The 25,805-nt window shown below is 61.1% G+C and carries 23 protein-coding genes and 3 pseudogenes; 11 read left to right on the top strand and 15 right to left on the bottom strand.

What is annotated here, in order from left to right; translation table 11 throughout:
• Nucleotides 1–58: 58 nt before the first annotated feature.
• Nucleotides 59–418, bottom strand: a complete 360-nt coding sequence (locus tag M8523_RS26895; RefSeq protein WP_282587966.1) for a hypothetical protein — start codon at nt 416–418, stop codon at nt 59–61.
• Nucleotides 419–622: 204 nt separating this feature from the next.
• On the opposite strand from M8523_RS26895, the pseudogene M8523_RS26890 reads away from it, so the two are divergent.
• Nucleotides 623–1,158: pseudogene (locus tag M8523_RS26890) on the top strand (transposase); the annotation flags it as partial.
• 95 nt (nt 1,159–1,253) lie between these two features.
• Here M8523_RS26890 and M8523_RS26885 read toward each other — a convergent pair.
• Together M8523_RS26885 and M8523_RS26880 are read right to left on the bottom strand one after the other, a co-directional pair.
• A complete protein-coding gene (locus M8523_RS26885) occupies nt 1,254–1,550 on the bottom strand; it encodes a cupin domain-containing protein (protein ID WP_282587965.1) in 297 nt (98 codons plus the stop codon).
• A gap of 222 nt (nt 1,551–1,772) precedes the next feature.
• Nucleotides 1,773–2,087 carry a hypothetical protein gene (locus tag M8523_RS26880; protein WP_282587964.1) on the bottom strand — a complete coding sequence of 105 codons (315 nt, stop codon included), beginning with the start codon at nt 2,085–2,087 and terminating at the stop codon, nt 1,773–1,775.
• A 134-nt stretch (nt 2,088–2,221) separates the two neighbouring features.
• On the opposite strand from M8523_RS26880, the gene M8523_RS26875 reads away from it, so the two are divergent.
• Nucleotides 2,222–6,097 (top strand): chemotaxis protein CheB, encoded by a 3,876-nt coding sequence (locus M8523_RS26875; protein WP_282587963.1) that lies wholly within the window; start codon nt 2,222–2,224, stop codon nt 6,095–6,097.
• An 8-nt stretch (nt 6,098–6,105) separates the two neighbouring features.
• Nucleotides 6,106–6,486 carry a response regulator gene (locus M8523_RS26870; RefSeq protein WP_282587962.1) on the top strand — a complete coding sequence of 127 codons (381 nt, stop codon included), beginning with the start codon at nt 6,106–6,108 and terminating at the stop codon, nt 6,484–6,486.
• A gap of 55 nt (nt 6,487–6,541) precedes the next feature.
• Here the strand turns inward: M8523_RS26870 and M8523_RS26865 are convergent, their stop codons facing one another.
• Nucleotides 6,542–8,032: a carnitine 3-dehydrogenase gene (locus tag M8523_RS26865; protein ID WP_282587961.1), complete on the bottom strand. Its 1,491-nt coding sequence runs from the start codon at nt 8,030–8,032 to the stop codon at nt 6,542–6,544.
• Nucleotides 8,033–8,042: 10 nt separating this feature from the next.
• A complete protein-coding gene (bcoG, locus tag M8523_RS26860; protein ID WP_282587960.1) occupies nt 8,043–8,945 on the bottom strand; it encodes a 3-dehydrocarnitine:acetyl-CoA trimethylamine transferase BcoG in 903 nt (300 codons plus the stop codon).
• Nucleotides 8,946–9,409: 464 nt separating this feature from the next.
• On the opposite strand from bcoG, the gene M8523_RS26855 reads away from it, so the two are divergent.
• The 3 genes from M8523_RS26855 to M8523_RS26845 all read left to right on the top strand — a co-directional run bounded on the left by M8523_RS26855 (nt 9,410) and on the right by M8523_RS26845 (nt 11,092).
• Nucleotides 9,410–9,565, top strand: a complete 156-nt coding sequence (locus M8523_RS26855; protein ID WP_282587959.1) for a hypothetical protein — start codon at nt 9,410–9,412, stop codon at nt 9,563–9,565.
• Between the two features lie 868 nt (nt 9,566–10,433).
• Nucleotides 10,434–10,748, top strand: a complete 315-nt coding sequence (locus tag M8523_RS26850; RefSeq protein WP_282587958.1) for a hypothetical protein — start codon at nt 10,434–10,436, stop codon at nt 10,746–10,748.
• A 65-nt stretch (nt 10,749–10,813) separates the two neighbouring features.
• The gene (locus tag M8523_RS26845) at nt 10,814–11,092 is read left to right on the top strand and encodes a hypothetical protein (RefSeq protein ID WP_282587957.1); all 279 of its coding nucleotides are present in this window, start codon (nt 10,814–10,816) and stop codon (nt 11,090–11,092) included.
• 64 nt (nt 11,093–11,156) lie between these two features.
• Here the strand turns inward: M8523_RS26845 and M8523_RS26840 are convergent, their stop codons facing one another.
• Nucleotides 11,157–12,053, bottom strand: a complete 897-nt coding sequence (locus M8523_RS26840) for a LysR family transcriptional regulator (RefSeq protein ID WP_282587956.1) — start codon at nt 12,051–12,053, stop codon at nt 11,157–11,159.
• Nucleotides 12,054–12,174: 121 nt separating this feature from the next.
• On the opposite strand from M8523_RS26840, the gene M8523_RS26835 reads away from it, so the two are divergent.
• The 4 genes from M8523_RS26835 (at nt 12,175) to M8523_RS26820 (ending at nt 15,135) form a co-directional block, all read left to right on the top strand.
• Nucleotides 12,175–12,726 (top strand): carboxymuconolactone decarboxylase family protein, encoded by a 552-nt coding sequence (locus M8523_RS26835; protein ID WP_282587955.1) that lies wholly within the window; start codon nt 12,175–12,177, stop codon nt 12,724–12,726.
• A 97-nt stretch (nt 12,727–12,823) separates the two neighbouring features.
• On the top strand, nt 12,824–13,684 hold the full coding sequence (locus M8523_RS26830) for an alpha/beta fold hydrolase (protein ID WP_282587954.1): 861 nt from the start codon (nt 12,824–12,826) through the stop codon (nt 13,682–13,684).
• Between the two features lie 173 nt (nt 13,685–13,857).
• Nucleotides 13,858–14,475: a pyridoxamine 5'-phosphate oxidase family protein gene (locus M8523_RS26825; protein WP_282587953.1), complete on the top strand. Its 618-nt coding sequence runs from the start codon at nt 13,858–13,860 to the stop codon at nt 14,473–14,475.
• 231 nt (nt 14,476–14,706) lie between these two features.
• A complete protein-coding gene (locus M8523_RS26820; protein ID WP_282587969.1) occupies nt 14,707–15,135 on the top strand; it encodes a GFA family protein in 429 nt (142 codons plus the stop codon).
• Between the two features lie 90 nt (nt 15,136–15,225).
• On the opposite strand, the gene M8523_RS26815 is transcribed toward M8523_RS26820, so the two are convergent.
• The 3 genes from M8523_RS26815 to M8523_RS26805 are packed head-to-tail and all read right to left on the bottom strand — an operon-like array spanning nt 15,226 to nt 17,932.
• The gene (locus tag M8523_RS26815) at nt 15,226–16,743 is read right to left on the bottom strand and encodes a TadE/TadG family type IV pilus assembly protein (protein WP_282587952.1); all 1,518 of its coding nucleotides are present in this window, start codon (nt 16,741–16,743) and stop codon (nt 15,226–15,228) included.
• Nucleotides 16,734–17,435 (bottom strand): TadE/TadG family type IV pilus assembly protein, encoded by a 702-nt coding sequence (locus M8523_RS26810; RefSeq protein ID WP_282587951.1) that lies wholly within the window; start codon nt 17,433–17,435, stop codon nt 16,734–16,736. The genes M8523_RS26815 and M8523_RS26810 overlap by 10 nt, the downstream gene beginning before the upstream one ends.
• On the bottom strand, nt 17,435–17,932 hold the full coding sequence (locus M8523_RS26805) for a TadE/TadG family type IV pilus assembly protein (protein ID WP_282587950.1): 498 nt from the start codon (nt 17,930–17,932) through the stop codon (nt 17,435–17,437). The genes M8523_RS26810 and M8523_RS26805 overlap by 1 nt, the downstream gene beginning before the upstream one ends.
• A gap of 708 nt (nt 17,933–18,640) precedes the next feature.
• Between M8523_RS26805 and M8523_RS26800 the strand changes: the two are divergent.
• A pseudogene (locus M8523_RS26800) lies at nt 18,641–18,949 on the top strand (integrase core domain-containing protein); the annotation flags it as partial.
• A gap of 18 nt (nt 18,950–18,967) precedes the next feature.
• On the opposite strand, the pseudogene M8523_RS26795 reads toward M8523_RS26800, so the two are convergent.
• The 6 genes and pseudogenes from M8523_RS26795 to M8523_RS26770 form a co-directional block, all read right to left on the bottom strand.
• Nucleotides 18,968–19,075: pseudogene (locus tag M8523_RS26795) on the bottom strand (IS481 family transposase); the annotation flags it as partial.
• Between the two features lie 339 nt (nt 19,076–19,414).
• Entirely contained in the window at nt 19,415–21,355 is a 1,941-nt protein-coding gene (locus tag M8523_RS26790; RefSeq protein WP_282587949.1) for a glycoside hydrolase family 127 protein, read from the bottom strand.
• Nucleotides 21,356–21,389: 34 nt separating this feature from the next.
• Nucleotides 21,390–22,274 carry a carbohydrate ABC transporter permease gene (locus tag M8523_RS26785; RefSeq protein WP_282587948.1) on the bottom strand — a complete coding sequence of 295 codons (885 nt, stop codon included), beginning with the start codon at nt 22,272–22,274 and terminating at the stop codon, nt 21,390–21,392.
• On the bottom strand, nt 22,271–23,203 hold the full coding sequence (locus tag M8523_RS26780) for a carbohydrate ABC transporter permease (protein WP_282587947.1): 933 nt from the start codon (nt 23,201–23,203) through the stop codon (nt 22,271–22,273). Before M8523_RS26780 ends, M8523_RS26785 begins: the two co-directional genes overlap by 4 nt.
• 64 nt (nt 23,204–23,267) lie before the next feature.
• Complete coding sequence (locus tag M8523_RS26775) at nt 23,268–24,512, bottom strand: ABC transporter substrate-binding protein (RefSeq protein WP_282587946.1); 1,245 nt, start codon at nt 24,510–24,512, stop codon at nt 23,268–23,270.
• A gap of 97 nt (nt 24,513–24,609) precedes the next feature.
• Nucleotides 24,610–25,656 carry a LacI family DNA-binding transcriptional regulator gene (locus M8523_RS26770; protein WP_282587945.1) on the bottom strand — a complete coding sequence of 349 codons (1,047 nt, stop codon included), beginning with the start codon at nt 25,654–25,656 and terminating at the stop codon, nt 24,610–24,612.
• Nucleotides 25,657–25,805 lie beyond the last annotated feature (149 nt).

Genomic DNA, 25,805 nt, shown 5'->3' with positions numbered 1-25,805 from the left:
CGCCGCCTGATTACAGCAGGCAGTGCAAACCGACCACATCCAGACGCTGTCTGTCCGGTCAAGTACAAACTACTACAGCGACGGCTTGGGCCACCATCCCGGTCATCACGTCGGACAGCCTGTAATTGGTCAGGCTGTATTGCACCCGCATGCCGAGGCGATGATGGGCCGCTCCCGTCTCCGGCGTGATGGCTTCGATCTCCCGCATGAGGGCGTCACGATCACTCAGCCGTTGCTCGACCGCCCCGAGCGTAGCAGGCCGGGCGCCGTCCGGCAGCGGATGCAGCAGCACCCGAAGGAGGAATTGCCTCCCCTGTTCGAAGTCATGGCATTCAAGATGTTGCTGTATCTGGGCGAAGATAACGTCCGTCAGGTCCGAGGCCATGGGCACTGGCGGAACTGGCTGTTCTGACCGCATGCGACACTTCCAGGCGAGCAAAGCAGTCACAGCGTATCAGGATGGGATATGCGCCTAGCCCGTTGCCGACGATGCGCTTGTCCACCTTTGCGATCATGCGGCCGTCAGGCTGTCCCAAGGAAAAAGATCCCATGATGATCGTTGGACTGCGTTCTGGGAAATACCAGAGTTGTTTCACCACCAACGGGTCTAAAAGGATCTTCCGTGTCAGCAGCTCCTGTCTCGCCTGCCGCTTTCCGCGTTGATCTCGGCGCGATCTTTGTTTCACTGGAATTGTCGAAATCGACATGGCTGTTGACCTCATTGTTACCGGGCAGCGAGAAGATGTCCCGTCAAAGGGTTCCGGGCGGCGATCTGCTGGCGATGCTGGCGTGTCTGGAGGGATTGCGTGACAAAGCGCAGGCCCGCGAGAGTGCGCGCTACCCGGTGATCGTCATCCAGGAAGCGGGGCTCGATGGCTTCTGGATCCATCGCGCGCTTGCCTCGGAAGTCGGCATCACCAGCCATGTGATCGATGCAGCGTCCATTGCGGTATCGCGACGGCACTGGCGGGCAAAGACAGACAGGATCGATGGTGATACGCTGGTCCGCACGCTCATGGCGTGGATACGTGGTGAGCCACGGGTATGCTCGATGTTGCGCGTACCGACGATCGAGGAAGAGGATCGTCGTCGGATCGGGCGCGAGCGCTCCGCCTTGGCAAGGAACATAGGCTGCATACCAACCGGATCAAAGGTTTGCCTTGTTTCTTTCTAGGCGACAGTGGGTGACAGTATAGTTCCGGTCGCCGTGGAAGGTGGCGGTGGTGATAGCAAGCGTTTTCGTGTCGGCGCCCCTACCGCTTCATCTCCACCTCGACGAAGGCAATTGGGTGCTCCGAGGCATTCATCACGTCATGCGTAATGCCCTTGGGGCGGGTGTACGAATCCCCCGCAGCCAGGGTCACGTGAGTAACCGCTTCGCCGTTATGGATCGCCAGAGTTCCGCCGAGCACCATGACGACGCAATAGGGCATGCCGTGTTCATGCCAGCCTGTGTTGGCTCCGGGCTCGAAGTCCCACCGGGTGATCCTCACGCGCTCGTCATCCACCTGAACCGTGGGGCGAGCCGGAACCGTGCAAGTGAAAGCCACGTTGTTGTTCTCCGTCGTCGGATCCACCGTGCAAACTGCGCAGGAAAAGCGCCGGGTCGCAAGGTGATCTCTCTCCAAACAGCTCGAGACCAGGCGGGGAGATCGCGGTCTCGGCCGCTCGCTGTGCCGAAGAGGCGGTGAACCCCATTTGTTGGCAATTCGCCCGCCGCCCCGGTACTTGACGGGATACGGGTCCAGCCGCCGCCTCGGCTACCCTCGTGCTCAGAGCCGCTTCAGCTCGTCGAGGTTAACGGTGCCGTTCTGACTGGTGAAGCTCAGGGAACGAGAGCCGCTTTGTTGCTGTGACACACCGCTGATCTGGTGATCGCCGGTATCATATGTCGTCGTCGTTCCATTCTCCCGGACGAGCAGTCGATGCTTGTCGGGGAAAAAAGCATAAGAGAGATCGTTCTGACCTCCTGTGCTCGAAGGCTCGCCAAGGTCCCGCGGCCACCATGGGCTGGTCTTGGCCATCGGCTGCATCGGCTGCATGGGTTTCATCGGCTCCATGGGTTTCATTGGCTTCATGGGTTCCATCGTCGTTTGCTCCTCTGTTGCCTGCGACAACCCGCGACGAAGCGGCTTGTTCGCTCGTCGCACCGGCAACTCAGTCTTCCAAGTCGATGATGGTTTGAGGAGACCTCCGAGGGAGGGTCCGTTAGATTGAGCGGGTGACCCAAGAACCCCGCATCGAGACAGCCCCCCCGCAAAACCACACTCCGATCTGCGCGATCGGCGCATCGGCGGGCGGCGTCACGGCACTTCAGAGCTTTTTCCGCCAGGTGCCGGATGATCTCGGGATCGCCTATGTGGTCATCTTGCATCTCGCCCCAGACCAGCCAAGCGCGCTGCACACCATCCTGTCGGCTTGCACGAAAATGCCGGTCCATCAGGTGGAGAGCGACTCTCACCTCCGGCCCAACTGCGTCTATGTCATTCCGCCCGACCGCGAGTTGGTCATCGACGGAGACAGCGTCACGGCTCGAACGTTCACCGAGCCACGCGGTCGGCGTGCTCCGATCGACATGTTCTTCCGCTCGATCGCCTCGGCCCGAGGCGATGGCGTCGCCGTCATCCTGAGTGGCGCGGGATCGGACGGTTCGGTCGGGGTCCGGTCGGTCAAGGAAGCCGGCGGGGTTATCATGGTCCAGGAACCGGCCGAGGCCGGCTTCCCGATGATGCCGCAGAATGCGATTGCAACCGGCGCCGCGGATTTCATCGGCCCGATCGTCAGGCTAGTCGAGCGCCTGGCAGAGGTCGCGCACAGCAAGGAAGCGGTGCGGTCGCTCGACATGGACGGGGCCGCGAATGATCTTCGGCGGATCGTCGCATTTCTGCGCACGCGCACGGGTCACGACTTCTCCAATTACAAACGTGCAACGGTGATGCGGCGCGTCCTGCGGAGGATGCAGGTCTGCCGGTTCGACACGCTGACCGAATATGATGCCCACCTCCGGGCCACACCTGAGGAGGCAAAGGAGCTTTTCTCAGACCTGCTGATCTCGGTCACGATGTTCTTTCGCGATTATCAGGCGTTCGAGGCGTTGGAACAGCGTGCCATCGCGCCGTTGTTCGACACTCTCGACGAGACGGGGATCCGCGCATGGGTTGTGGGTTGCGCCTCAGGCGAAGAAGCCTACAGCATCGCGATTCTCATGCTCGAAGAAGCGGCACGACGTAAGACGCATGTGCTGATTCAGATCTTCGCGAGCGACCTGGACGAAGGCGCGCTTGCCACGGCGCGGGAGGGTCGCTATCCGCGCTCGATCGAGGCTGACGTATCGGATGAACGGCTCAGCCGCTTCTTTGTCGACGAAGGCACGCATTACCGGATCCGCAGGGAGGTTCGCGATCTGGTGTTATTCGCCTCGCACAGCGTGCTCAAAGACCCGCCCTTCTCACGGCTCGATCTTGTGACGTGTCGTAACCTGTTGATCTATATCGAGCGTTCTCTGCAACAGCAGATCTGTGCGATCTTCCATTATGGCCTGAAACCAAATCGCTTCCTGTTCCTCGGCACCGCGGAAACCGCGGATAGTCTCCCTGACCTCTTCGTCCCGATCGACCGCGAAGCCCGGGTCTATCAGGCTCGCGCACAGGCGTTGCAATCTCTTCCGCTCCTCCCGAACCTGCCACCAACCGACAGGTTCGCGCAGCTTGCCACGGGCCAAGTCGCCCGGCTCGACGCCGGGACCCTGGCAGCTTCATTCCACGCGGCGGCACTCGAGAGCACGGCGCCGCCAAGCGCACTCGTCGACGATCGCCAAGAGATCGTTCATTTGTCACCAAAAGCCGGCCGGTTCATCCTTCACTCCGCCGGGGCATTTTCCAACAAACTATCGAGCATCGTTCGCCCGGAATTGCGGCTCGATCTTAGGCTCGCGTTGCTTCGTGCCTTCGATCATAAGCTTGCAACCTTGACACATTCCGCGTCGGTGAACTTTGAGGGCGAGTGGCGGCGCATAGCCCTCTATGTGACGCCTTCATCCGATGGCCGCAGAACCGCGCAGGCGCTGGTTCTTTTTCTCGACGGCGGCCCCTTGCCACAAGTGGACACAGCACCGGCCGGAGACCGGCCGGATGAGGTGAGGCATCTTCATGCGGAGCTGAAAGCCTCGCATGAAGCCCTGATCGAGAGCCGGAGCAGTCACGAAGGGTCCGTGCAGGAGCTCCGTGCCGCCAACGAGGAACTTCAGTCGATCAACGAAGAGTATCGTTCGACCGCCGAGGAACTCGAAACCTCCAAGGAAGAACTACAGTCGATCAACGAGGAACTCCAGACCGTCAATGCCGAGCTAAAGAGCAAGCTCGAAAGTATCTCGGTCGCACATAGCGATCTTCAGAACCTTACCGCCGCCACCGAGATCGGCACGCTCTTTCTTGACGGTCGTCTTCGAATCAAGATGTTCACCGCGCCCATCGCCGACCTCTTCAATGTCACGGCAAACGACGTTGGCAGGGCCATCAATCACTTCACGCATCAGCTCGATTATGACGCGATCGAAGCCGATGTTCGCGACGTGATAGGAGAGGCGAGGCTGATCGAGCGTGAGGTCCGCAGCCACGACGGCCGCTGGTACATCATGCGACTGCGGCCCTATCGCACTCTCGAGGGCCGCGTCGACGGAACTGTGCTGACCTTCGTCGACATCACGCAACGGCGTGAGGCTGAAGGGAAGATGATCGCTTCCGAAGCGCGGCTTCGGGCGCTTGTCGAGGCGAGCTCCCAGATCATGTACCGCATGAGCCCGGATTGGACCGAGATGCGGGAATTGTCCGGTGGAGGTGTCCTACGTGATACCGGTAGCCCGGATCGGAATTGGCTCGAACATTATATTCCTGCGGTTGACCAGCTCCGCGTCACCGCGATCATCCGGGAGGCGATCCAGAAAAAGGGCGTGTTCGACCTGGAGCACCAGGTCCGGCTCGCGGATGGAACGCTCGGTTGGACGCATTCGCGAGCCGTTCCGCTCCTCGATGATCGGGGCCGGATCCAAGAATGGTTCGGCACGGCGGCAGACATCACGCAACACCGTCGCACCGAGCTCGCCGTCCGCGACAGCGAGGAACGCCAGCGCATCCTCATCGAGGGTGTGCCTCAACTCGTGTGGCGTGCGGTGGATGTCGGACATTGGACCTGGGCAAGCCCGCAGTGGACGGCCTATACTGGCTTGTCAGAGCATGAGAGCTTGGGCTTAGGTTGGCTCGCCTCTATTCATCTGGATGATCGCCCCCAGGTGATGGAGGCTTGGAAAAGCGCGGAACGTCTCGGCCTCTTCGAAGCCGAATGCCGCATCCTGTGGCACAAGCGCGGGTGCTATCGGTGGTTCCAGGCACGAGCCACGCCGCTTCGCGACCCCGGCAACCGTATTATCGAGTGGCTGGGCACCTCGACCGATGTCGACGATCTACGCACCATGCAGGAAAGCCAGGCCGTTATGGTGGCCGAGTTGCAGCACCGCACCCGCAACCTGATCGCGGTGGTGCGCTCGGTTGCGAAGCATACGATGGATACGACCTCGGACCTTGAGACATTTCGCCTGAAGTTCAACAACCGTCTTGAGGCCCTGGCTCGTGTTCAAGGGCTTCTGTCCCACTCAGAGCAGGAGCGGATCACGATCGCCACGCTTGTCCGCACGGAGTTGGAGGCGTTGGGGACCCCTGCAATGCAGGAGCACAGGATCAAGTTGCAGGGACCCGAAGTCCAACTACGGAACGCGAATGTTCAGACATTGGCTCTCGGCCTGCACGAGTTGGCCACCAATGCCACCAAATATGGAGCACTCGCCACAGACCACGGGCGGCTTACCGTCAGCTGGACGACATATGAAGATCCGGTAAGTGGGCGACGACTGCAACTGCATTGGGTCGAACACGGTATCGTTCAGCCGCGTGAGAGCGTCGATGCCCTCCGAGAAGGGGGATATGGACGTGAGCTGATTGAGCGTGCTCTACCCTACGCACTCGGCGCAAGGACAAGTTTCGAACTTGGCGACGACGTCGTGCGATGTTCGATCGATCTACCTCTTGGCGGCCGCACAGATTAGGACGTCTTGTGACACATTCCTCGCCTCATCTGGCCGGCCGGCGCGTTTTAGTCGTCGAAGACGATTACTTTCTTGCCAAGGAGACCGGCCGCATCTTTACCGACCTGGGTGCCGACCTTCTCGGGCCTGTTCCAACCATTGAAGGAGCGCTCGACTTGATCTCTACCAATGCGCGGATTGATGCGGCTGTTCTCGACATCAACCTTGGGGAATATGGTCCCGTCTATCCGGTCGCCGATGCCCTTGTGGACCGCGGCGTCATGTTCGTCTTCGTCACCGGCTATGACAGACATGTGATACCGGCCCGCTTTTCAGACATCAAACATGTCCAGAAGCCGTTCAAGCCCGAGCATCTCTTGGAGGCTTTGTTTGGAGGCGGCGCAAGCTGAAGAGACGGCCCCGAGGGATCAATCGATCCTGGCACCGTTCCCTTCGGGATGGCACCTATCTTTTCTGTCCGACATGGCGACCGAGACCGTCGGGTTGCTCGAGCTTGGCATGCGCGTCCGCGAGTCCCGCGAGCTTTGATCGGACTGCTGCGGGCGCGGCGACGGATTTGCCGGCGTTCGAGTCGACATGCAGCATGAGTTGCTCGGCCGTCGCCAGGACTTTCCCCGACGCAGCATCGTGGATCTTCGTAAAATATCGAATGCGAATGTCGTCGACCGCGATGATCTGAACCGTCGTGAAGAGCTCCTGTCCGAGCTTCGCTTCGCCGAGATGCCGAATATGGGTTTCGACCGTGTAATAGCTGTGCCCGGCCTCGACATAAGTGAAGTCGACGCCGATCATGCGCAGAAGCGCATCGGAAGTATCGCCGAACAGCTGCAGATAACGATGCTCGGTCATGTGCCCGTTGTAGTCGACCCAGGCGGCACTGACCTTCGTGTTCACCAGCCTGAGCGGAGCCGAGAGATCAGGACTCCGCTGGGCTCCGCCCGCGTTCGCCCAGAGTTTCGTCTCGAAATCCGCCAGCAATTTGCCCGCGCCCCATCCCTTGCCGCCGTTGCCGCCCTTCAGGGCCTGCATGATGCCGACGAGGTTTTCGTCGCGAATGCGTTCGAGTTCCCGGATCGAACGACCCGCCGCCTGGCGATCGGATTGAGTGCCGATTTTCTCGACGAGCGCGTCGTCGAGATCGACCACGTCCGTGAGCTTCGTCCATGGCCATTTGAGACACGGGCCGAACTGCGCCAGGAAATGGCGCATGCCGGCTTCACCCCCCGCGATGCGATAGGTCTCGAACAAGCCCATCTGGGCCCATCGCAGGCCGAAGGAATAGCGAATGACGTCATCGAGCGTCTCGGTGTCGCAGATGTTGTCATGCACGAGCCAGAGCGCCTCGCGCCACAAGGCTTCAAGCAGGCGATCGCCCACGAAGGCCTCGATCTCCTTGGCGATGACCACACCTTTCATGCCGATCTGTTCGGCTCCTCGCTGGGCGCGCTCGATCGTGGCGGCAGAGGTTGCCTTGCCGCCCACCAGTTCGACGAGGGGCAGCAGATAAACCGGATTGTAGGGGTGGGCGACGAACATCCGCCCGGGATGTTTCATCTGGGCCTGTAACTCGGTCGGCAGAAGCCCGGAGGTCGAAGAACCGATCAAGGCATCGGCCCGTGCAGCGGCATCGATCTCCGTGAGAATGCGACGCTTCAGGTCGAGCCTTTCGGGCACGCTTTCCTGAACCCAGTCCGCGTCAGCGACCGCTTCGGCGAGGCTGCCGCAGAAGGTCAGCATCCCCTTCGGGGGCAGCGGCGCCATCGTCAGCATGGCATAGGCCCGCTCGGCATTGGCCATGACTTCATTGATGATCCGTTCGCTTTCCGGGTGCGGATCGAAGATCTTCACGTCGATGCCCGCAAGGGCGAACCGCGCGACCCATGCGCCACCAATGACGCCGCCGCCGATGCAGGCGGCCTTCTTGACGAGGCTCATGATGTGATCCTCAGCGCTTGGTGAGCTTCAGTTTTTCGCGGACCTCGGCCGGCCCGATGATGCGGCCGCCCATGCCTTCGACAACCTGCACGGCCTTTTCGACAAGCTGCGCGTTCGTGGCCAGTTGGCCTTTACCGACATAGAGATTGTCTTCGAGACCGACCCGGACATTGCCACCGGCGAGTACGGCCGCCGCCGGATAGGCCATCGCGTTGCGGCCGATCGAGAAGGCCGAAAACGTCCAACTCGCGGGCAGATTGTTCACCATGGCCATGAAGGTGTTGAGATCGTCCGGCGCGCCCCAAGGAATGCCCATGCAGAGTTGGATAAGGACCGGGTCTTCGATCAACCCTTCTTCGGCGAGCTGTTTCGCGAACCATAGATGGCCGGTGTCGAAGGCCTCGATCTCGGGACGAACGCCGAGATCCGTCATCAGCCTGGCCATGGCGCGCAGCATGCCTGGCGTGTTGGTCATGACGTAATCGCCCAGGCTGAAGTTCATCGTGCCGCAATCGAGTGTGCAGATCTCCGGCAAGCATTCGGCGACATGGCTCACGCGCTCGGTCGCGCCCACCATGTCGGTGCCGCCTTCCTTGAGCGGAAGCGGTCGTTCAACGTCTCCGAAGACAAGATCGCCACCCATCCCGGCGGTCAGATTGAGCACGACATCGACCTCGGAAGCGCGAATGCGATCGGTGACCTCCCTGTAGAGATCATTGCGACGGCAGCCGGCGCCGGTCTCGGGATCGCGGACATGACAATGAACCACCGCCGCGCCGGCCTTGGCTGCATCGATGGCGGATTCGGCAATCTGCTGCGGTGTGACCGGAACGTGTTTCGATTTGGACACGGTGTCGCCCGCGCCGGTGACCGCACAGGTGATAAACACGTCCCGATTCATTCTGAGCGGCATTCTGTGCTCCTCCCTTCGCAGATACGCATCAAAGCGGCCGGACGTGCTTTACGCTTTCGGACGTGTGTTCGTCATTTTCGGACGCGCCGCGGGCATCGGAAAGGCCATGGGTGGATCCACGGCTTGCGCGAGAGCACGATCGTTTTACCACCCAGCGCGGGGCGATAGCGGGCTTAGAAGCGACGTTTCACGCCTGAACCAAGCGGTCCCTGCGACGCGCCGGGATTAGTAGACTGCGTTCCGCGCGGGTTCAGCCGGCGGAGATCGTCCGCTTCCGAGGTGTCTCAGGCAACCCTGGGGCGCAGGCCTCTGCAGCGCCGGTCAAGACCAAAATGACTGATGCTTCGTCGGCATGCTCGGCCACCATCGCTTCCGGCTTTACCGTTCACGATCCGTAATCGACCAAGGAACCGCCAGAGTGATCAGGGGGTTGATTAGCAAGTTTAAGATGAATGGAGTTCCTCATGGAAAAGTCGACTGTGCTTGCAATGCTGACCCTGTTTACGCTCTTGTCCGGAATGGCCGTCGCGGCCTATCAGCTGTGGATGGTTAAGGACGCTAAAAACGTCGGTGAGGAGGGAAGTGCGTCCAAAGAGCGCATGACGAACCAAAACACGTGACTTTCCTCCGACAAAGTCATGAAACGTCTTGGGTTAAACCGCGCGCATAACTCTTTTCAAAGGTCGGAGCTGAAGTAAACTTCTGCGACTTTTCCTTCCACAGTTGTTAGACTGCGGGGACAATGCCTACCCCCAAAAAGATCATGTGGTCCGGGCAACGCTGTCCGGACCATTGTTTCAGCGTGTAAGAACACTCATTTGCGAATGGGAGTATACTGAACTTCTTATGCGGCCTGATCTGTCAGGTTCCGTCGTCGAAATTGCCGTTCCCGCGCGGACGTCCGCCGTCTCGTCCCCGCTCCTGACCGCCACCACGGCGTTCTCCATTCCTGTCTCGCTCGTCGCCAAACCGTCGCTCATTTCCTCTGGGCGCGCGATTGAAGTCGGTCCGCCTCGGATCGCCACCCTCGAATCCGTCGTCCCGCCAGTGATGGCGGTGATGCCGCCGCTCCCACGGCGGCGGTCCGTCCCAGCCATGACGAAAATGAGGAGGCGGCGGTCCGTCGTCGAAGTAACCTTGCGCCGATGCGGAGCTTGCATCGGAGAGGAGGCCGAGCAGCGCGGCAGCCGGGAGCAGAAGTCGGGCGAAAGATTTCATCGGTTGTCCTTTGTTCGGTTCACCCATGTGCGGGCTTCATCCGACCGGTAACACTGCGGGCATGAACAGGGTCTGTCCCCCTACGCTATCCCGCATTCATGTTGCGGCCGCTCGAGATGAGATCCTTCGCCGGAGGCGTGGTTGATGGCCGCAACCATTCACATCTCATCAATCATGGTTTCATCTGCCGTTTCTTCTCGGTGTTCTCCTCAGAAGAGTTTAACTGTTCGGAGCCAAGCTCGCACGCGCGGAACATGAAGGTTCGCCATCATGCCCCAGCTCTGCACGATCCTCGTGCCCAGAGCTGAGGGGAGGCACAGGCGCGTGCCGCTATCCGTGACCCCTGCTGACCGGCTGCTCAACCGAACCCGAACGGGTCCGGATGATGAACGACGCCGTGTCTGCCGAGCGGTCGATGAATCTGACGGGCAGAGCTTCGAATTTCCATGTTGTCCACTCTTCGACAGCGCCGCTCCCGTGATTGTCGACGCCGATACGGAAGCCGCGATGGCGGAGCTTGAACATGTTCACGCCGTCCCACTCGCGGCGGTGATCAGGCAGTACAAGGATGAAGACGAGGAGTAAATCCGGACGCATGCTGAAACGCCAAGTGCTAGCTTAGCGAACTGATCAGGCGAAGACCGGCCCGAATGCCCCGCATCACCGAAACAGCTTGTGGCATCCCGCAGTTCGCGCATTGTGTGCAAGTCTATGGGATAGAGGAAACGACAATGACCGGGAAACTCGGGCAGATCCAATCGGTGCATTCTACCGACCAACACGGGCATGGCTTCACGCTGAGCGCAGACGGAAGCTCTCGTTTTCCGCTCACATTCGGCTTCAAGACGGAGGCTGACGCCCGGACGGCCCGAAAGGAACTGGCGAAGCTCTTGGACAAGGCTGTTTTTGTCATTGAGGCAGAGCACTGAAAATCAGACCCGGCAAACGTCCTGAACGTTTTTGACGTTGTGGTCGCGAGTGTCGGTTCGAGCCTCAGATGCTCAGGGTCGCCTTGAGCCACGGCGTTGCAAAATCAAGAAACGCACGTAGCTTCAGCGGTAGGAGCCCCTGTGCGGTATAGACCAGATGGACGGGTAGCGGCTCTGGCGTAAGTTCGCGCAGGACGAGTTGCAGTGTCCCGGCCTCGATCGCCGCTGCGACCTGATAGGACAAAACACGGGTGATCCCCGCGCCGGCAATTGCCGCACTGATCGCGGCATCGGCGGTGTTGACAGACAGACGCGGACGGATCGGCACCGACAAGGGCGCACCCCTCGTTGCAAAAATCCAGTGAAGCGAAGAATAAAGACCCTCGAACGCGATGCAATCATGCTGGTTGAGTTGGGCTGGCGTCGCGGGTGTTCCACGTTCACGGAGATAGCCCTGGCTTGCGCAGGTGACCCAAGCAATCTCACCGAGCTTTTGAGCGACCATACTGCTGTCGGAAAGCCTCCCGATCCGCACTGCGACATCGATATGATCCTCGACAAGATTGACCAGATGGTCAGCTAGCGCCAGCCGGACGGTGATGTCAGGATAGGCTTTCAGGAAAGCGAGCACCACGGGCTCGACATGGAGCCGGCCGAACATGACCGGGGCGGTGATGGTCAGATGACCGCGCGGACTGCGGTATTCACCACCCGCCGCACGTTCTGCATTGTCGAGATCGTCCAAGATCCGACGGGCGGCTTCCACGAAGGCGCGGCCGGCTTCGGTCAGCGACAAACGCCGACTGGATCGAACCAGCAGCTGCGTTTTCAGGTTCACCTCCAGATCGGAGACCCGGCGGCTGACCGTCGCCAACGGAACGCGCAGCGTGCGAGATGCCGCAGAGAGGCTGCCGCCATCCACTGCCGCCAACAACGTCCGCATCGCCTCGAAACGATCCACGGGCCCTACCGGAATGTGGAAGGGTGGTTCCTTGAACGACGGAATAGCGAAAGAATCGCGTCGGGTCCATTTTCCTGTCACCGGCCAATGCAGGCCGGATTACAGAAGCAGGAGCGCCACAATGTCCCGCATTCCAACCCCAGCCACCATTACCGATGCACCCGAGAAGTCGCGAGGTCCGCTTGAGGCCGTCCATAAGCAGCTCGGCGTCGTACCCAATATGTTCCGGTTGATCGGCGCCAGCCCGCAGACTCTCGAGGGCTACCTCGGCCTGTCCGGCGCCCTCGGTAAGGGCGCCCTGCCCGCCGCAACGCGTGAGCGGATCGCGCTTGCCGTCGCCGAGGTGAATGGCTGCGACTATTGTTTGTCGGCGCATACCTATCTCGCCAAGAACGTGGTGCATCTCAATGATGCCGAGATCACCGCCAACCGGAGCGGCGCATCAAACGATCTAAAGGCCAATGCGGCTGTCCATTTTGCCGCCCAGCTGACACGCGAACGTGGGCATATCCAGGAAACCGAACTCTTGGCGGTCCGTGAGGCAGGCTATACCGACGCTCAGATCCTCGAAATCATCGCGCATGTCGCGCTGAACACGTTCACCAACATGGTGAACGAAGCGCTGAAGACCGAGATCGATTTCCCGAAGGTGAACGCCCGCAACGCCGCCTGAACGTCGCGCGGAAACTTCTGCATCACAGAGTTTCCGGCTGCCCTGGCAGCACCAGTGCTTCCCCTCGCCACGACTAAAAATAACAGGATTTTTCACCATGAGCACACACTTCAAGACCGTTGATGTCAACGGCACCGCAGTGTTCTACCGCGAAGCGGGCGACCGCAGCCGGCCGACGATCCTGCTGCTGCACGGGTTTCCGACATCCAGCCACATGTTTCGTGACCTGATTCCGGAACTCGCCGGCACCTATCATGTTGTCGCACCGGACTTGCCCGGCTTTGGCCAGACCGAAATCAAGCCGCGCGAACAATTCGCCTATAGGTTTGACACTATTGCCGGAGTCATCGACCGTTTCACTGAAATTGCCGGGCTGAAGACGTTCGCGCTCTATATCTTCGACTATGGGGCGCCGATCGGCTTGCGCATCGCGGCCAGGCATCCGGAGCGGATCACCGCGATTATCACCCAAAACGGCAATGCTTATCTGGACGGGATTTCGGCGGCATTCAATCCGATGCGGGCGTACTGGGAGGAACCGACGGACGAGAATCGTAACGCCCTCCGAACCCTGCTCACCCCGGAGACGACGCTGTTCCAATACACGCATGGTGTCGCTGATCCGAGTCTGGTCTCACCCGATGGATGGACCCTCGACGATGCGTATCTGGCGCGGCCCGGTAACGATGACATTCAACTCGACCTGTTACTCGACTATGCATCGAACCTTGAGGCCTACGGGATCTTCCAGGCCTATTTCCGTGCACACCAGCCGCCCCTCCTCGCCGTTTGGGGCAGGAACGATCCGTTTTTCGTTCCGGCCGGTGCGGAGGCCTTCAGGCGCGACATTCCCTCGGCCGACGTTCGTTTCTTCGAGACGGGCCACTTCGCGCTCGAAACCCATGCTTCTGAGATCGGTGCGACGATCCGCCAATTTCTTGGCGACCACGTAGGCTGATCGGTCGCTGGCGCCTCGTCCGATCCGGGCGGCGGTCCAGGCGCACGATTGCGAAGGCAGGAGGCTCCAATGACAACAAGTTACCTCGGTACAGGTGCGACGAAGGAGGTTCGGTGCTTCTGCCAACTGAGTGTTGGCCTTGCGGTGGTGCTGGCTTTGGCTGGGGCTGTGTCATGACGCCGGTGAGCAGCGACGTCGCCTTCACACCGGCGGTCAAGGCTATTCAGACAGCCCGAGGCTCGCGATCCGCTTACGCGCGACTGGAATCGAACGGCGGTTTCCATACCGTCATCGACGAGACATTGACGGGTTTTCTCGCCCAGGTCGAGACCGCATATCTGGCAACCGCGACTGCGGCTGGCCAGCCCTATGCACAGCATCGCGGCGGGCCGAGTGGCTTCATTCGCCCAATTGACGAGCATACGATCGGCTTTGCCGACTTCTCGGGAAATCGCCAGTATATCACAACTGGCAACCTAGCCGAGAACGACCGCGCCTTCCTGTTCCTGATGGATTACGCTCACCGGCGGCGCATCAAACTTTGGGGCCGAGCCCGGGTCGTGGCGGATGATCCGGAGTTGCTGGCGCGACTGATTCCACCGGGTTATCGTGCGCGGGCCGAACAGGCGATCCTGTTCAAGGTCGATGCATGGGACAGCAATTGCCCCCAGCATATCCCACAGAAGTTCGATGCCGCCGACGTCGCATCAGCCATCGCCCGACTGGAAGAGCGGATCGCCACCCTCGAAGCCGAAAACATGCGCCTCAAAGCCATAAAAGACTCGTCATAGCCGCCCACTATCGGCGGTCGTGCACCGCAGCCATCGTGGCAGGAGCCCGTCTAACCGTTGCCTGGCGAAAATCGAGGGCCACTTGGGAGAAGCATCAGCTATCGATGATCACCCAAGGGTGGCGGCTCCGCAAACGTGCTTCCACCTGATGCCGAAGGCGGCACCTCGCCCAAGGTCCAGACATCGTCCTCGATCGGTATTACCTTCAAGACAGCAGAAGGAACCTCGTCCTTGGCCACAGAGAAACCGGACCGCACATTGATCGGATCATGCCAGTGCGGTGCAGTCACCTACGAGGTGACGGACGAGTTCGTTTACGCCGTAAATTGCCATTGCTCGCTCTGCCGCCGCGCAACCGGCGCGGCTTTCAAGCCTCTTGCCGGGATCGAGCGCGCCAAACTGCGCGTCGTAACAGGAGAGGACGATATCTTGATCTTCGGCACTCCGGATTGGCATGACGAGCGATGCAAGGTCTGTGGCTCACTGCTCTTTGCGGTTGTTCGCGATGGCGCATTTGTCCATGTGGCAATGGGAACGCTCATCGACGAACCAAGTATCCGCCCAACTGCTCACATCTTCGTCGGCTCCAAGGCGAGGTGGTTCATCATCACGGATGACCTCCCACAACATCAAGAGCATCTTGTCGAGGCTGGGGGATGATCTTTAGGGCACGCTGAGGGGTCATGGACGAGATTGGTCGAGGTTAAACCCGCAACGGCTTAGCCTAACCTTTCTTTGAGCCTACGGCTGTCATTTGCTCAAATGTGCGACCTGGACCGCTTGATTGAACATGGCGGAAAGCGCGGCGGTGATGTCAGATGCCGAACTGGCCGTGTAGAAGAACCCTGAGCTTGCACAGGCCTGAAGGTTACTGGAAACACCGGGAATAAGATTGTCGACAGTGATGGTTTCCGCTTGATTTTTGGTACCCACCGCCAGCGTCACGTAGGGAATATATAGGATTGAAAGTGTAATGCCGGCTGACTTCAACTGAGAACAATAATTAGAGTTGAATATTTGCGGGGAAGATCCATCGAAACCAGAAGTTACGGCCTTGCCGTTACTACCAACGTAGCTCGTGAAAAGAGTGTTGGGATCCCCCACGTAGCGGTAAGACGAGCCAGATTTTGACGAATAATGCTGTCCGTTGTCCATGCCATCCGTAATCAGAAACACGAACGGCTTGGGATTGACAGCCGAAGACCCATCGCCGACGGGCGACACCATTGCCTGCATCCCCGGCAAGGCAGATTCGAAATGGGTTCCGCCACTGCCGGTCCCGGTCGTCGGGTCATTCCCAGAGTAGAATTGCGTGACGCCCGGATCCAGGAGAGAGGTCAGCGCCATCGGCGGGCTGGAGGAGCAATCGGCCGTGGATTGAAGCGATGGGATGTTGGTCGTCAGAGCCGCTAAAGTCGCAACCTGATTGATGAACGGGTAGATACCAACCCGGTACTGGTTCGCGACGGCGGGTGAGGCAGCCCGGGTCAGCAACTGACAGATTGCATTATTGACTGCGCCGGATCGCAGCTGGATCGGCGTCGTCAGCACTTGCTGGTCGTTGACATAGGTGCCGTTGCTCGCCTTCTTTTTGGTGTAGCCGGTCGTGGCAATGTTGTAGCCCCAATTGCCAGCGCTCTCCGTGGCCAGCTTGGGGTCGGAGAAATGGCACGCGAACTGACAGCCGCCGTTCACGTTGGCAAGGGTTGTCTGGTCGGCAGCCGCGGTCGGGATGCCCATGGAACCGGATTCGTCTACGAAGAGATAGAAATCGAGGTAGCTGGGTACGTCGGCCCGTGCAGCCGAAGTGCCGGCCACGTTCAGCGTCGGCGTGCCGAACATGCGCCCAAACTGGGCCGAAGTCACCGAACTGTAGGAAACATTCGAGGCGAAAGTCTGCCCGGTGCGAGTCAGGGTGATGGCCGGCGTGGGAGCGGTGGCAAGCTTCAAGCCAGCGGCATTGACCGCAAAGGCCCGCTTGGCTCGGTCGAGGCCAGCCGCGATGGCGTCGGCGGTGACGTTATTATCCGACGCATTATCGGCCACATAGGCTTTTGCCGTCGCCACAGCTGCAAGGGCAGCCGCGTCGGCCGCGCTGTCGAGCTTGGACTTGGTACTGAGCGCGATGCCATAGTCGACGCCGAGTCCCACCACCCCGATCATCGGAACAAGGCTGAGGGCAAACAAGATGCTCACGTTGCCACGGAGCTCGCGCCAAAACGTCCGGGATCGCCATGCGAAGACGCGAATTTCGTCTTTCAACTGCATATCGAGGCAATCCCGTCGCTGTTGGTCGTGTCGAAGTCGATTTCCGTGGCGTAGCGTGGCTGCACGAAAGCCGATCTGATGATCGTGACCGGACTGATCAGTCCATCCCCGAAGGTGGGGTTGAACGTGAACGATACGTCGACAGCGATGATGAAGCCTGGCCCGTAGAGCGAGCTGGGCAGGTTGAGACGGTTGTAGGGGGCGGCATTGTCCACCGGCACCTGTTGCGGAAGGCATGGCCGATAGCTTGCCGATGAGGTGCCGGTGCTGGTCCACTTCACGGTCGCGGCGTAGCAGGTGCTCTTGTCGTCGGCGCCATCGCAGGCGGAACTCAACTTCGTGAAAGCGATACCCGCCATACTGACCGTGATGGCTTGACGCCACGTCAGATTGCGCCGCGCCGCATCACCCAGCACATAAGGAAAAATGACAGTGGCGGCATCGTAGCTGAAGTTGAGGTCGGTCGTGTTGACGGTCGCGGTCGTGGCTGAACTCGACCCCGGCGCTGCTTGCGACAGCATCTCGCTCACCGATGTCGCGACGCGTTGCACCTTGCGCGCGGCGTCGACGTAGAGAATGACTTGGCCTCCGGCGAGAAGAAGCACCAAGAGCAGAGGGAATATCATCGCGAATTCGATCGCGGCCACACCGGCGGCCGACCGCTGGAATTGGCGGAGTGGCCGCGCGCGCATCAATATTGCTCGTTCCGGAAGGCTGCCGTCGCCATTGCCAGATAGGCAGGAGACCCATTGTAGGTGTGACTGGTTAGCAGAGCCGTGACGACGGACGGCAGGAACGTGATCGGATAGATGACTTGCAGGTACTCATACGACCCTTGCGTTCCGACATTGTACTGAGTCGAACCATTAGATAATTGGGGAATGACAAGTCCCGTCGTGTCGCTATTGAGAAAGGCGTAGTAACCACCCGGATTGATACCCTCTGTGACGGTCTGCACGTTCACGATGACATCGCTGCAGGAAAAGATCGCCGGGAGGTAGGAGCAGACGACCTGTGCGCGAAAATCCGTGCTGCTATAGGCATTCTGCTGCACGGTGCCGTTCATGATCTGCCGGGCCGCCTTGCTGGTGGCATAGTCGAGCTGCTGCTGCAGAAACAGCACAAGGCCTATCGAGAGCGTCAGCAGGATGCACAAGACGAATATCAGCGACACAAACGCGAATTCCACAGCTGCCGCGCCGCTGTGATCTGCAGTCAGACGTCGGAATTGGCGCGCTACAATCGATCGCAGGGTGATTGGCTCCAAAGCATGATGTCATGCTAGAAAAACTCTGGCACGCTAGGAGCCGAAGCATTTCCGAAAATTTAAAAGACCTCGCGCAACGGGCTGAGACACCGATTGTAGTGAAGATGTTGTTTGCAGGAGGCGCACTCGTCGTCGGTCGTTGACCTTAAATCTTTACCTTCGCTGATAATTAAGCTTAAGTTTGACTCAGCATGCCATGCTTCGACTCTCACATGCCGCCTCCGGAAATACCCGCTCGGGTCATCAAGGACCTGACGCGGGCCATGCGCCTTGCGCTGGATCAAGGATCTCCGCTCGACGAGAGGCGGCCCGCCCGCTGGGCCCCGCGCAGTCATAAGTCTAGGGTTCCTGCGCCTCAGGGTTGAACGAGACTGTGAGAGTGTGGGCGCTGGCTGGATGGTCTGACCCCGAATGAGACTGACCCCGTGTCGTCGAGGTGATCTGTCGGCTGTCCATGCAGCACCTGCCGGTCGAGCGGGATGTGACCTCATAGGAGCTTAAGGGGTGCTGTCGCGAGAGTGGTTGAAATTTGAAGGCGGCGTAATCTCCAGGTTGTCCAACCCCTGACTCGGCGCGTCCACGCCGGGGAGATTACGCCATGGAACAGAATACGACGAAACCGGCGCTCGATGCGGGCACGATCACGGTAGCCAATACATGTCCGCCGTCTTCCAGGACGAGATCGTCTTCCTCGGGGCCAAAAGTTTGCCCGCCTTCGTGCGGGCGCCGGAGGGCAACGGCTGCGCCGAGCGCTTCATCCGCACGCTCAAGGAGAACCTGCTCTGGGTTCATACCTTCGACACCGTCGAGAACCTGCGTCGCGCTCTGCCGGCCTTCAAGGAGACCTACAACACGACCTGGCTGATCGCTCGCCTCGGCCACCGCACGCCCGCAGCCGTCCGACAGCACCTGCTTTCACCCGCGACAATCGCCGCTTAGGATCAAATTCGGTGTCTCACTATCCGGCCGGTACAGCATCTTGCACGCCTGACTCATATTGCCGAGCTGCTCGGCCAATTCCAAAAGGCCGACTTTCGCCCGGATGACGTTCTGATCTTTCGTCATGGTCGTGTCCCTGCAAAACGCCGAGGCCGGATGCGTCCTGACCCCGACCACTCCGCATCCAGCCTCGGCTCGCGCTTCAGCCCCACGACACCATTTGTCCGATCAAATCTCAACTACTACACCAATGCCTATGCGGTGCTGCCGGTGAGCCAGTGGCTGGGCTATCTGGCGCCTCCCTGCTCCGCCGCCGATGCGCGTCACCTGGGGCGCACTCGACCCCCCAACAACGACCGCGTTGCCAGTGTCGGACCACGGTCTGCCACCGAATTGCCGAGACCTCGAAAGGGATGATGACACGGCTTCGCGTCTCGCCGGGATCAAAGCCCAGCGCAAGCCGGATTACCCCTCCTGCCGCACCCACACCAGCATCTCACCCGGCGCGCGATTGTCCCAGGCATAGTAAGGCACGGCTCGCGTGGCCGTGGGCGCCCGCTCTGGGGCAGCGACAGTGTAGAGCGCCCGGGGATCGGCTGTGACCTCGCGAACGGACTCGGTTACCAACATCACTGCATCGCCAAGCTCGGCGACAGCTTCGCAGCGAAACGAACTGTTCGGCGACAGGATCACGGCGTTAAGTGTGTTGCCGTTGTCCGCGCCCTCAAGGCAATAGACGAGCGGCCCTCGCATGAGCGCGACGCGGCCCTGGTCGACGCCGATCCGCGGATTGGCATGGAGCCGGCGAACCGACATGTCGAACGACAAGTCGACACGGTCACCCGCCGTCCAGCACCGCCGCAGATGCAGGTATCCTTGTGCCGTCAGCGCCAACGTCTCGACGGGCTCGCCGTTGAGACGAAGCGTCACCGACTGTGCCCAACCGGGCAGGCGCAATGACAGGGTGAAGTCACTCGGTGTTGCCGGCTCGAGCTTCACCGTGACCTCGCCCTCGGCCGGGTAGCGAGTGGCTTGCCGCAACCGGAGCGCCGTACCGCCGACCACCAGATCGGCCACGCTCTCACAATAGAGGTGGACCGCGACCGTGTCGTCCGAGACGCCGTAAGCGTAGGTGCCGACGGAGGCGACGAGGCGCGCGATGTTGGGAGGGCAGCAGGGGCAGCGGTGCCAGGTCCAACGGTGGTGCGCACCGCGGCTCTCCAGGGGGTTTTCGTAGAAGAAGCGGGTGCCGTCGAGCGAAAGACCCGCGAGCGCGCCGTTGTAGAGGGCGCGCTCCATCACGTCGCCATAGCGGCCATCGGCCCCCAGGCCGAGCATGCGGCTCGCCCAGAACACCAGCGCGACGGCCGCGCAGGTCTCGGCATAGGCGGTCTCATTGGGTAGGTCGTAGTCGAAGGTGAGGCCTTCGTTCTGAGCGGATGGGCCGAAGCCACCCGTTACGTAGAGGTTCTTCTGCGTGAGATGGTCCCAGAGCGCCTCTAGGGCCGGCCTGAGCGTGGCGTCGCCGAACTCGGTCGAGACGTCCGCCATCCCGGCATAGAGATAGGCGGCCCGCACGGCATGGCCCACCACGTGGCGCTGCTCGCGGACCGGTTCGTGCGCCTGCATGTATTGGTAGGTGCCGAAGTGATAGTCTACCGGGTCCTGGCCGCGCGCCCTTGCCTCCGCGTCATAGAAGGAGGGCTGGGCACCGCGCTCGTCGATGAAGAAGCGCGCGAGGTCAAGATAGCGCTGCTCTCCGGTCGCTCGACCGAGCTTGACGAGGGCAAGTTCGATCTCGGGATGACCGCAATAGCCGCGCCGCTGGCCCGGGTTCGGACCGAACACCGTGGCGATGTGGTCGGCGTAGCGGGCCATGATATCAAGCAAGCGCCGTTTCCCGGTCGCATGGAAATAGGCGACGGCTCTTTCCATCAGATGGCCGGCGTCATAGAGTTCATGACAATCGCGCAGGTTTGACCAGCGCTTGCCCGGCTCGATCCGCTGATACCAGGAGTTCAGGTAGCCGTCGTCGTCCTGCAGCCGCGCATAGGCCTCCACGATTGCGTCAACACGGGCTTCAAGCACCGGATCCGGTTTGCGAAACAGCGCATAGGCGGCCGTCTCGATGCTCTTGCCGAAGTCCGAGTCCCAGAACATCTGCGTCGACACCGTGGCGTTGCCAGCCTGGAACGGGATGCGGAGCCCCGGGTTCGGCCGGTCGGGATCGACTTGGTCCAGCATGCCGGCCTGCTCGCACCGGTCCAGCAGCGTGTGGGCCGTGACGGTGGCGATCGTATCGATCCGTGTGCCGAAGAAGCCCTCGACGCGAACCTGATCTACCGTCGGCGGGCGGAACTTGGCCTGCGCCGGGGTCGCGGTGGAAGCGGATTGGTATTGGTTCACCGCGATCGTTCCTTGAGGCTTGGAGGGACGCGCGTCACTTCACCGAACCGGCCGTGAGGCCGCGGATGTAGTAGCGCTGAAGGAGGAGGAAGAGCAGGAGACAGGGGATCATCATCACGGTGACGCCGGCCTGCACCGCACCCCAATCCACAGAGCCGTAGTGGCCCGAGCGGACGGCCGTCATCAGGACCGGAAGCGTGAACTTGTCCTGATCCGTCAGCAGCACCAGCGCAGCCAGGAACTCGTTCCAGGCATTCAGGAAGGCGAACAGACCGACCGACACCATGCCGGGGAACACGATCGGGCTCATGATGTGCGCGAGCAGCCGAAGACCCGTCGCTCCATCGAGCCGCGCCGCCTCCTCGATCTCCTTGGGGACCGTATCGAAGGCGTTGCGCATCATGAAGACCGAGAACGGCAGCTGGAGCGTGACATAGATCAGGATGAGGCCCGTGAGCGTGTTCTGCAGACCAAGGCGGGCCAGGATTAGGAACAGCGGCGTCAGGATCGACTGGAACGGGATCATCATCGTGGCGAGGATCAGCACGAACAGCGTGCCCTTGAGCGGAAAGTGGAAACGCGAGAAGCCGTAGCCAGCCAGCAGCGACACCACCACGGTGATCGCTGCCGTGCCAAGGGCGACGAACAGGCTGTTCCCGGCGTGGTGGAGGATGCCGGCCCCGAAGGCCTCGAGACGGGCGTAGCTGTCGAGGGAGAACCCACCTGTGGGCCACGGCGGCAGTGGCGGCAGGCCAGCTTCGGACGACGGGCGGAACGAGGCGAGGACGACAACCGCGATCGGCGCGAGGAACAAGAGTGCGACCAGGACGGCCGCAACGTGGAACAGCACGCGATGCAGCCCGAAGCGCGGGCGCCACCCCGCGCGCGACGGAAGAATGATCTCGTTCGCGAGGGTCATCGAGGCGGCTCGCGATCACCGAAGAGGCGCAATTGCAGCGCACTCAGGACCATGAGGATGCCGAGTAGCACGACGGAGAGCGCGGACCCATAGCCCAGACGGAACGACACGAAGGACTGATTGAAGATCCAGTAGACGGCTGTGATCGTCTGGTTTTGAGGCCCACCGGCCAGGATGATGTAGAACTGGTCGAACGCCAGCATGGAACCCGAGACGCAGAGGATCGAGGCAAGGGCCAGCGGGCGCCGGATCAGCGGCAGGGTGATGAAACGGAAGCGTTGCCAGAAATTCGCCCCGTCAATCCGGGCAGCCTCGTGATAGTCGGCCGGGATGGCCTGCAGGCCACTCATCAGGATGATCATATAGAACCCCGCCATCTTCCAGATCACCATCACGGTGACCGACCAGAAGGCGGGGTCGAAGGTCGCGAGCAGGTTGATCCGCCCGTTCGTCAGGCCGAGCTGCTCGGCGAGCGGCGAGAACAGGCCCGCATCGACGCTCGAAAGCCAGGCCCAGAGAAGGCTTGCCGAGGCAAAACCGATGACCACCGGCAGGAAGAAGACCGTACGGTAGAGCCCCACCAGCGGACGCGGCTTTTCGACGAACAGCGCCAAGGCGAGACCGACCGCCAGGAGCCCGATCGTCGCCGCCACCGTATAGCGGCCCGTGAAGGCGAGCGCGTTCCAGAAACCGTGATCTCGCCACAGCGCGTTGTAGTTGGCGAAGCCGATCCAGCGTGGTCGGCCGATCAGCGGCCAATTGTGCAGCGACATCCACACTGTCATGCCCAGCGGCAGCAGGAAGAAGACGAGAACGAACATGATCGCCGGCGCGACGTAGAGGAGAGCGGCCAAGTCGTGCCGCCTGCGCCGTCGACGGGGAACGCCGACTGAGCGGACGTCGGCCTCGCTCTTGAGAGTGATGGACATGAGCTTTGCCTTTCCCAAGTGCAGCTCGTCAGCAAGCGACACGTCGATCGCCGCTGAGCACCTGTCAGGGCGCGGTGTCGATGATCGACTGCATCGCGTCCTGTGCGTTGCGCACCGTCGGCGCGATGGTGTCGGGGTCGCCGAAAAAGGCCTTGTTGAGCATGGTGTTCCAGGGCCCGTTGGCCGAGTTGATCAGGTCGTTGAACACGGTGGAATAGGGCGTGCGGCCATGCGCCATCGCGTCGGCTGCGACGAGGTAGCGGGTGTCGAGACCCTTGAGGGCCTCTTTGGCGATGTCCTGGCGCACCGGAAGTGAGCCGTTGTGGGCCAACAGCGTCTGGCCATCGAGCGAATAGGCGTAGGCCAGGAAGGCTTTGACGGCCTCCATCTTGGTGGTCGACTTCGAGACCACGAAATTGTCACCACCGGCGAAGGACGACCATCCGCCATCCTTACCGGGCAGGTAGGTCACGCCGTAGTCGAGATCGTGGAACTGGCTGTTCAGCGCTCCGATCGCGAAGGAGCCTGAGGGGGTCAGGCCGATCTTGCCGGTCGCGAAGGCGGCGAAGAAGTTAGCACCCGTGTCGGTCTGCGCGCCCGCCGGCACGAGGCCGCCTTTCACCATCTCCTGATAGAAAGCGATCGCGTCCCGCATCTGGGGGGTGTCGAGCGTCGCCTTCCGGCCGTTGTCGGCGAAGATATCACCACCCGAAGCCCAGATCAGAGGCGTGAAGGTGAAGATGTTGCAGCCGCCGCAATTGCCGGAAAAATAGAAGCCTCGGACGCCGCCACCAAGCGCATTGACCTTTTCGGCATCGTGGCGGATCTCAGCCCAGGTCGTCGGACCTTTGTCCGGGTCGAGCCCCGCGGCCTTGAACAGCTTCTTGTTCCAGATCAGCACGGAACCGTCCGCCGAGAACGGCATCCCGTAGATGTGGTCCTGGTAGGTACCAACCGACAGATGCGCCTTCGACAGCGCCTCAAAATAGGGCATGGATTTGGCGATGTCGGTGAGGTCTTTGAGCTGCCCGGCGGCCGCGAAGGCCGGCGTGTAGATGAGGTCGAGCGACAGCGCGTCGGGCGCTGAGCCGCCGGCCGCCGCCACCGCATATTTTTGGACAAGCTCGTTCACCGGAACGATCTGCAGTTCGACCTTATGGAGGCTCTGACTCTTGTTGAACGCGTCCACCAGCTTGGGCATGAAGGTCGAGTCGTCCGACCGAGCCCACATGGTGATCGTCTCAGCCTGAGCCGCACCCGCCACGAGCGCGGCCAGAACACCACCTACACCGCAAAGCCACTTCTTCATCACTCATCCTCCCCTTGAGGCCCATGGGTCCCGGGCCTTCGATCATCGCTGTTATTGCGCTCACCCTTGTGGTCGGGCGATTGACTCGGGGGCCGGACTAACGCGCTTGGCCCCCGCAGGATTGTCTCACGGCGAGCCGGCACGGGCGCCGTTGAAGCCCTTCGGTGACGGGTTTCCCGTCGATCATGTCCAGCAGGGTCAGGCCGGCCTGGCTGCCGAGTTCCTTCAGTTCCATGTCCACCGTGGTCAGCGGCGGCCGCGTCGCCTGGGCGAAGATCTCCCAATTGTCGAAGCCGACGACGGCGACATCGTCGGGCACGCGGACTCCCAAATGCATCAGCGCGTCGATCAGCCCCCGTGCGATCTGGTCGTTGCCGCAGAAGACCGCGTCCGGCCGGTCTGCCGCGCGGGGCGTGCGCATCAGGGCGTGACCGGTCTCGTAGCCGAAACCCTCCGACCAGCTGCCGAACAGCGCCGCCTTCGGCACAGGCAAGCCGGCCTCGTCCAGCGCACGCCGCCATCCTTGCTCGCGCAATCCGACAGCCTCGAAGTCGCGTGGCCCGGAGACATGGGTGACCCGTCGCCGTCCAAGCCCGAGGAGATGAGTGACGGCCGCATAGGCACCCCCGTCATCATCAGGCACGAACCCCACACCTTGCGGGGGACATGCCGCATTCACGTAGACAACCGGCATGCGCTGCGGCGGCAACGCAATGGGCAGGGCCCTGTCGATCCGCTTGCCGGCGATGACCAGCCCGTCGACGCGCTTGTCCTCCATCGCGTTGAGATTGAGCCGCACCCGCTCCGGATCGTCCTCGACCGCGCAGAGAAAGACAGAGACTCCCCGATCCGCCATTGCGGCCGACAACCCGGCGACAACGGGGAGCGTGAAACGCCCATAGGTGTCGTTGGTCAGCAATCCCAGTGTGAAGGACCGTTGCGCCACGAGAGCCCGCGCCATGGCATTCGGTCGAAACCCCAGCCGCTGAGCAACTCTTTGCACCCGCTCTCGCGTCTCGACGGTCATCCGGCCTTGTTCGTTGAGCGCTTTGGACGCCGTTGCGACGGACACGCCGGCCCCTAGCGCAACATCACGGATCGTGACCCTTTCCCCCTTTCGAACGTATGCCTCGAGTTTGCCCACAATGTCTCTTCATCGATGAGAAAACGTTTTCTCAAGTAAGAGAATACGTTTTTTCACTGCGTGTCAAACTCTGTGTCTGACACTCCATAGGTCGAAGATGAGGCAATCCACCAACACCGCGCCGGACGGCTACCCATAGCCGCCGACGC

Source organism: Lichenifustis flavocetrariae (assembly GCF_026130545.1).
Taxonomy (GTDB): Bacteria; Pseudomonadota; Alphaproteobacteria; order Rhizobiales; family Beijerinckiaceae; genus Lichenihabitans; species Lichenihabitans flavocetrariae.
Note: the sequence above shows the minus strand (reverse complement) of the source record. Positions and strands in the feature narration are given on the sequence as shown.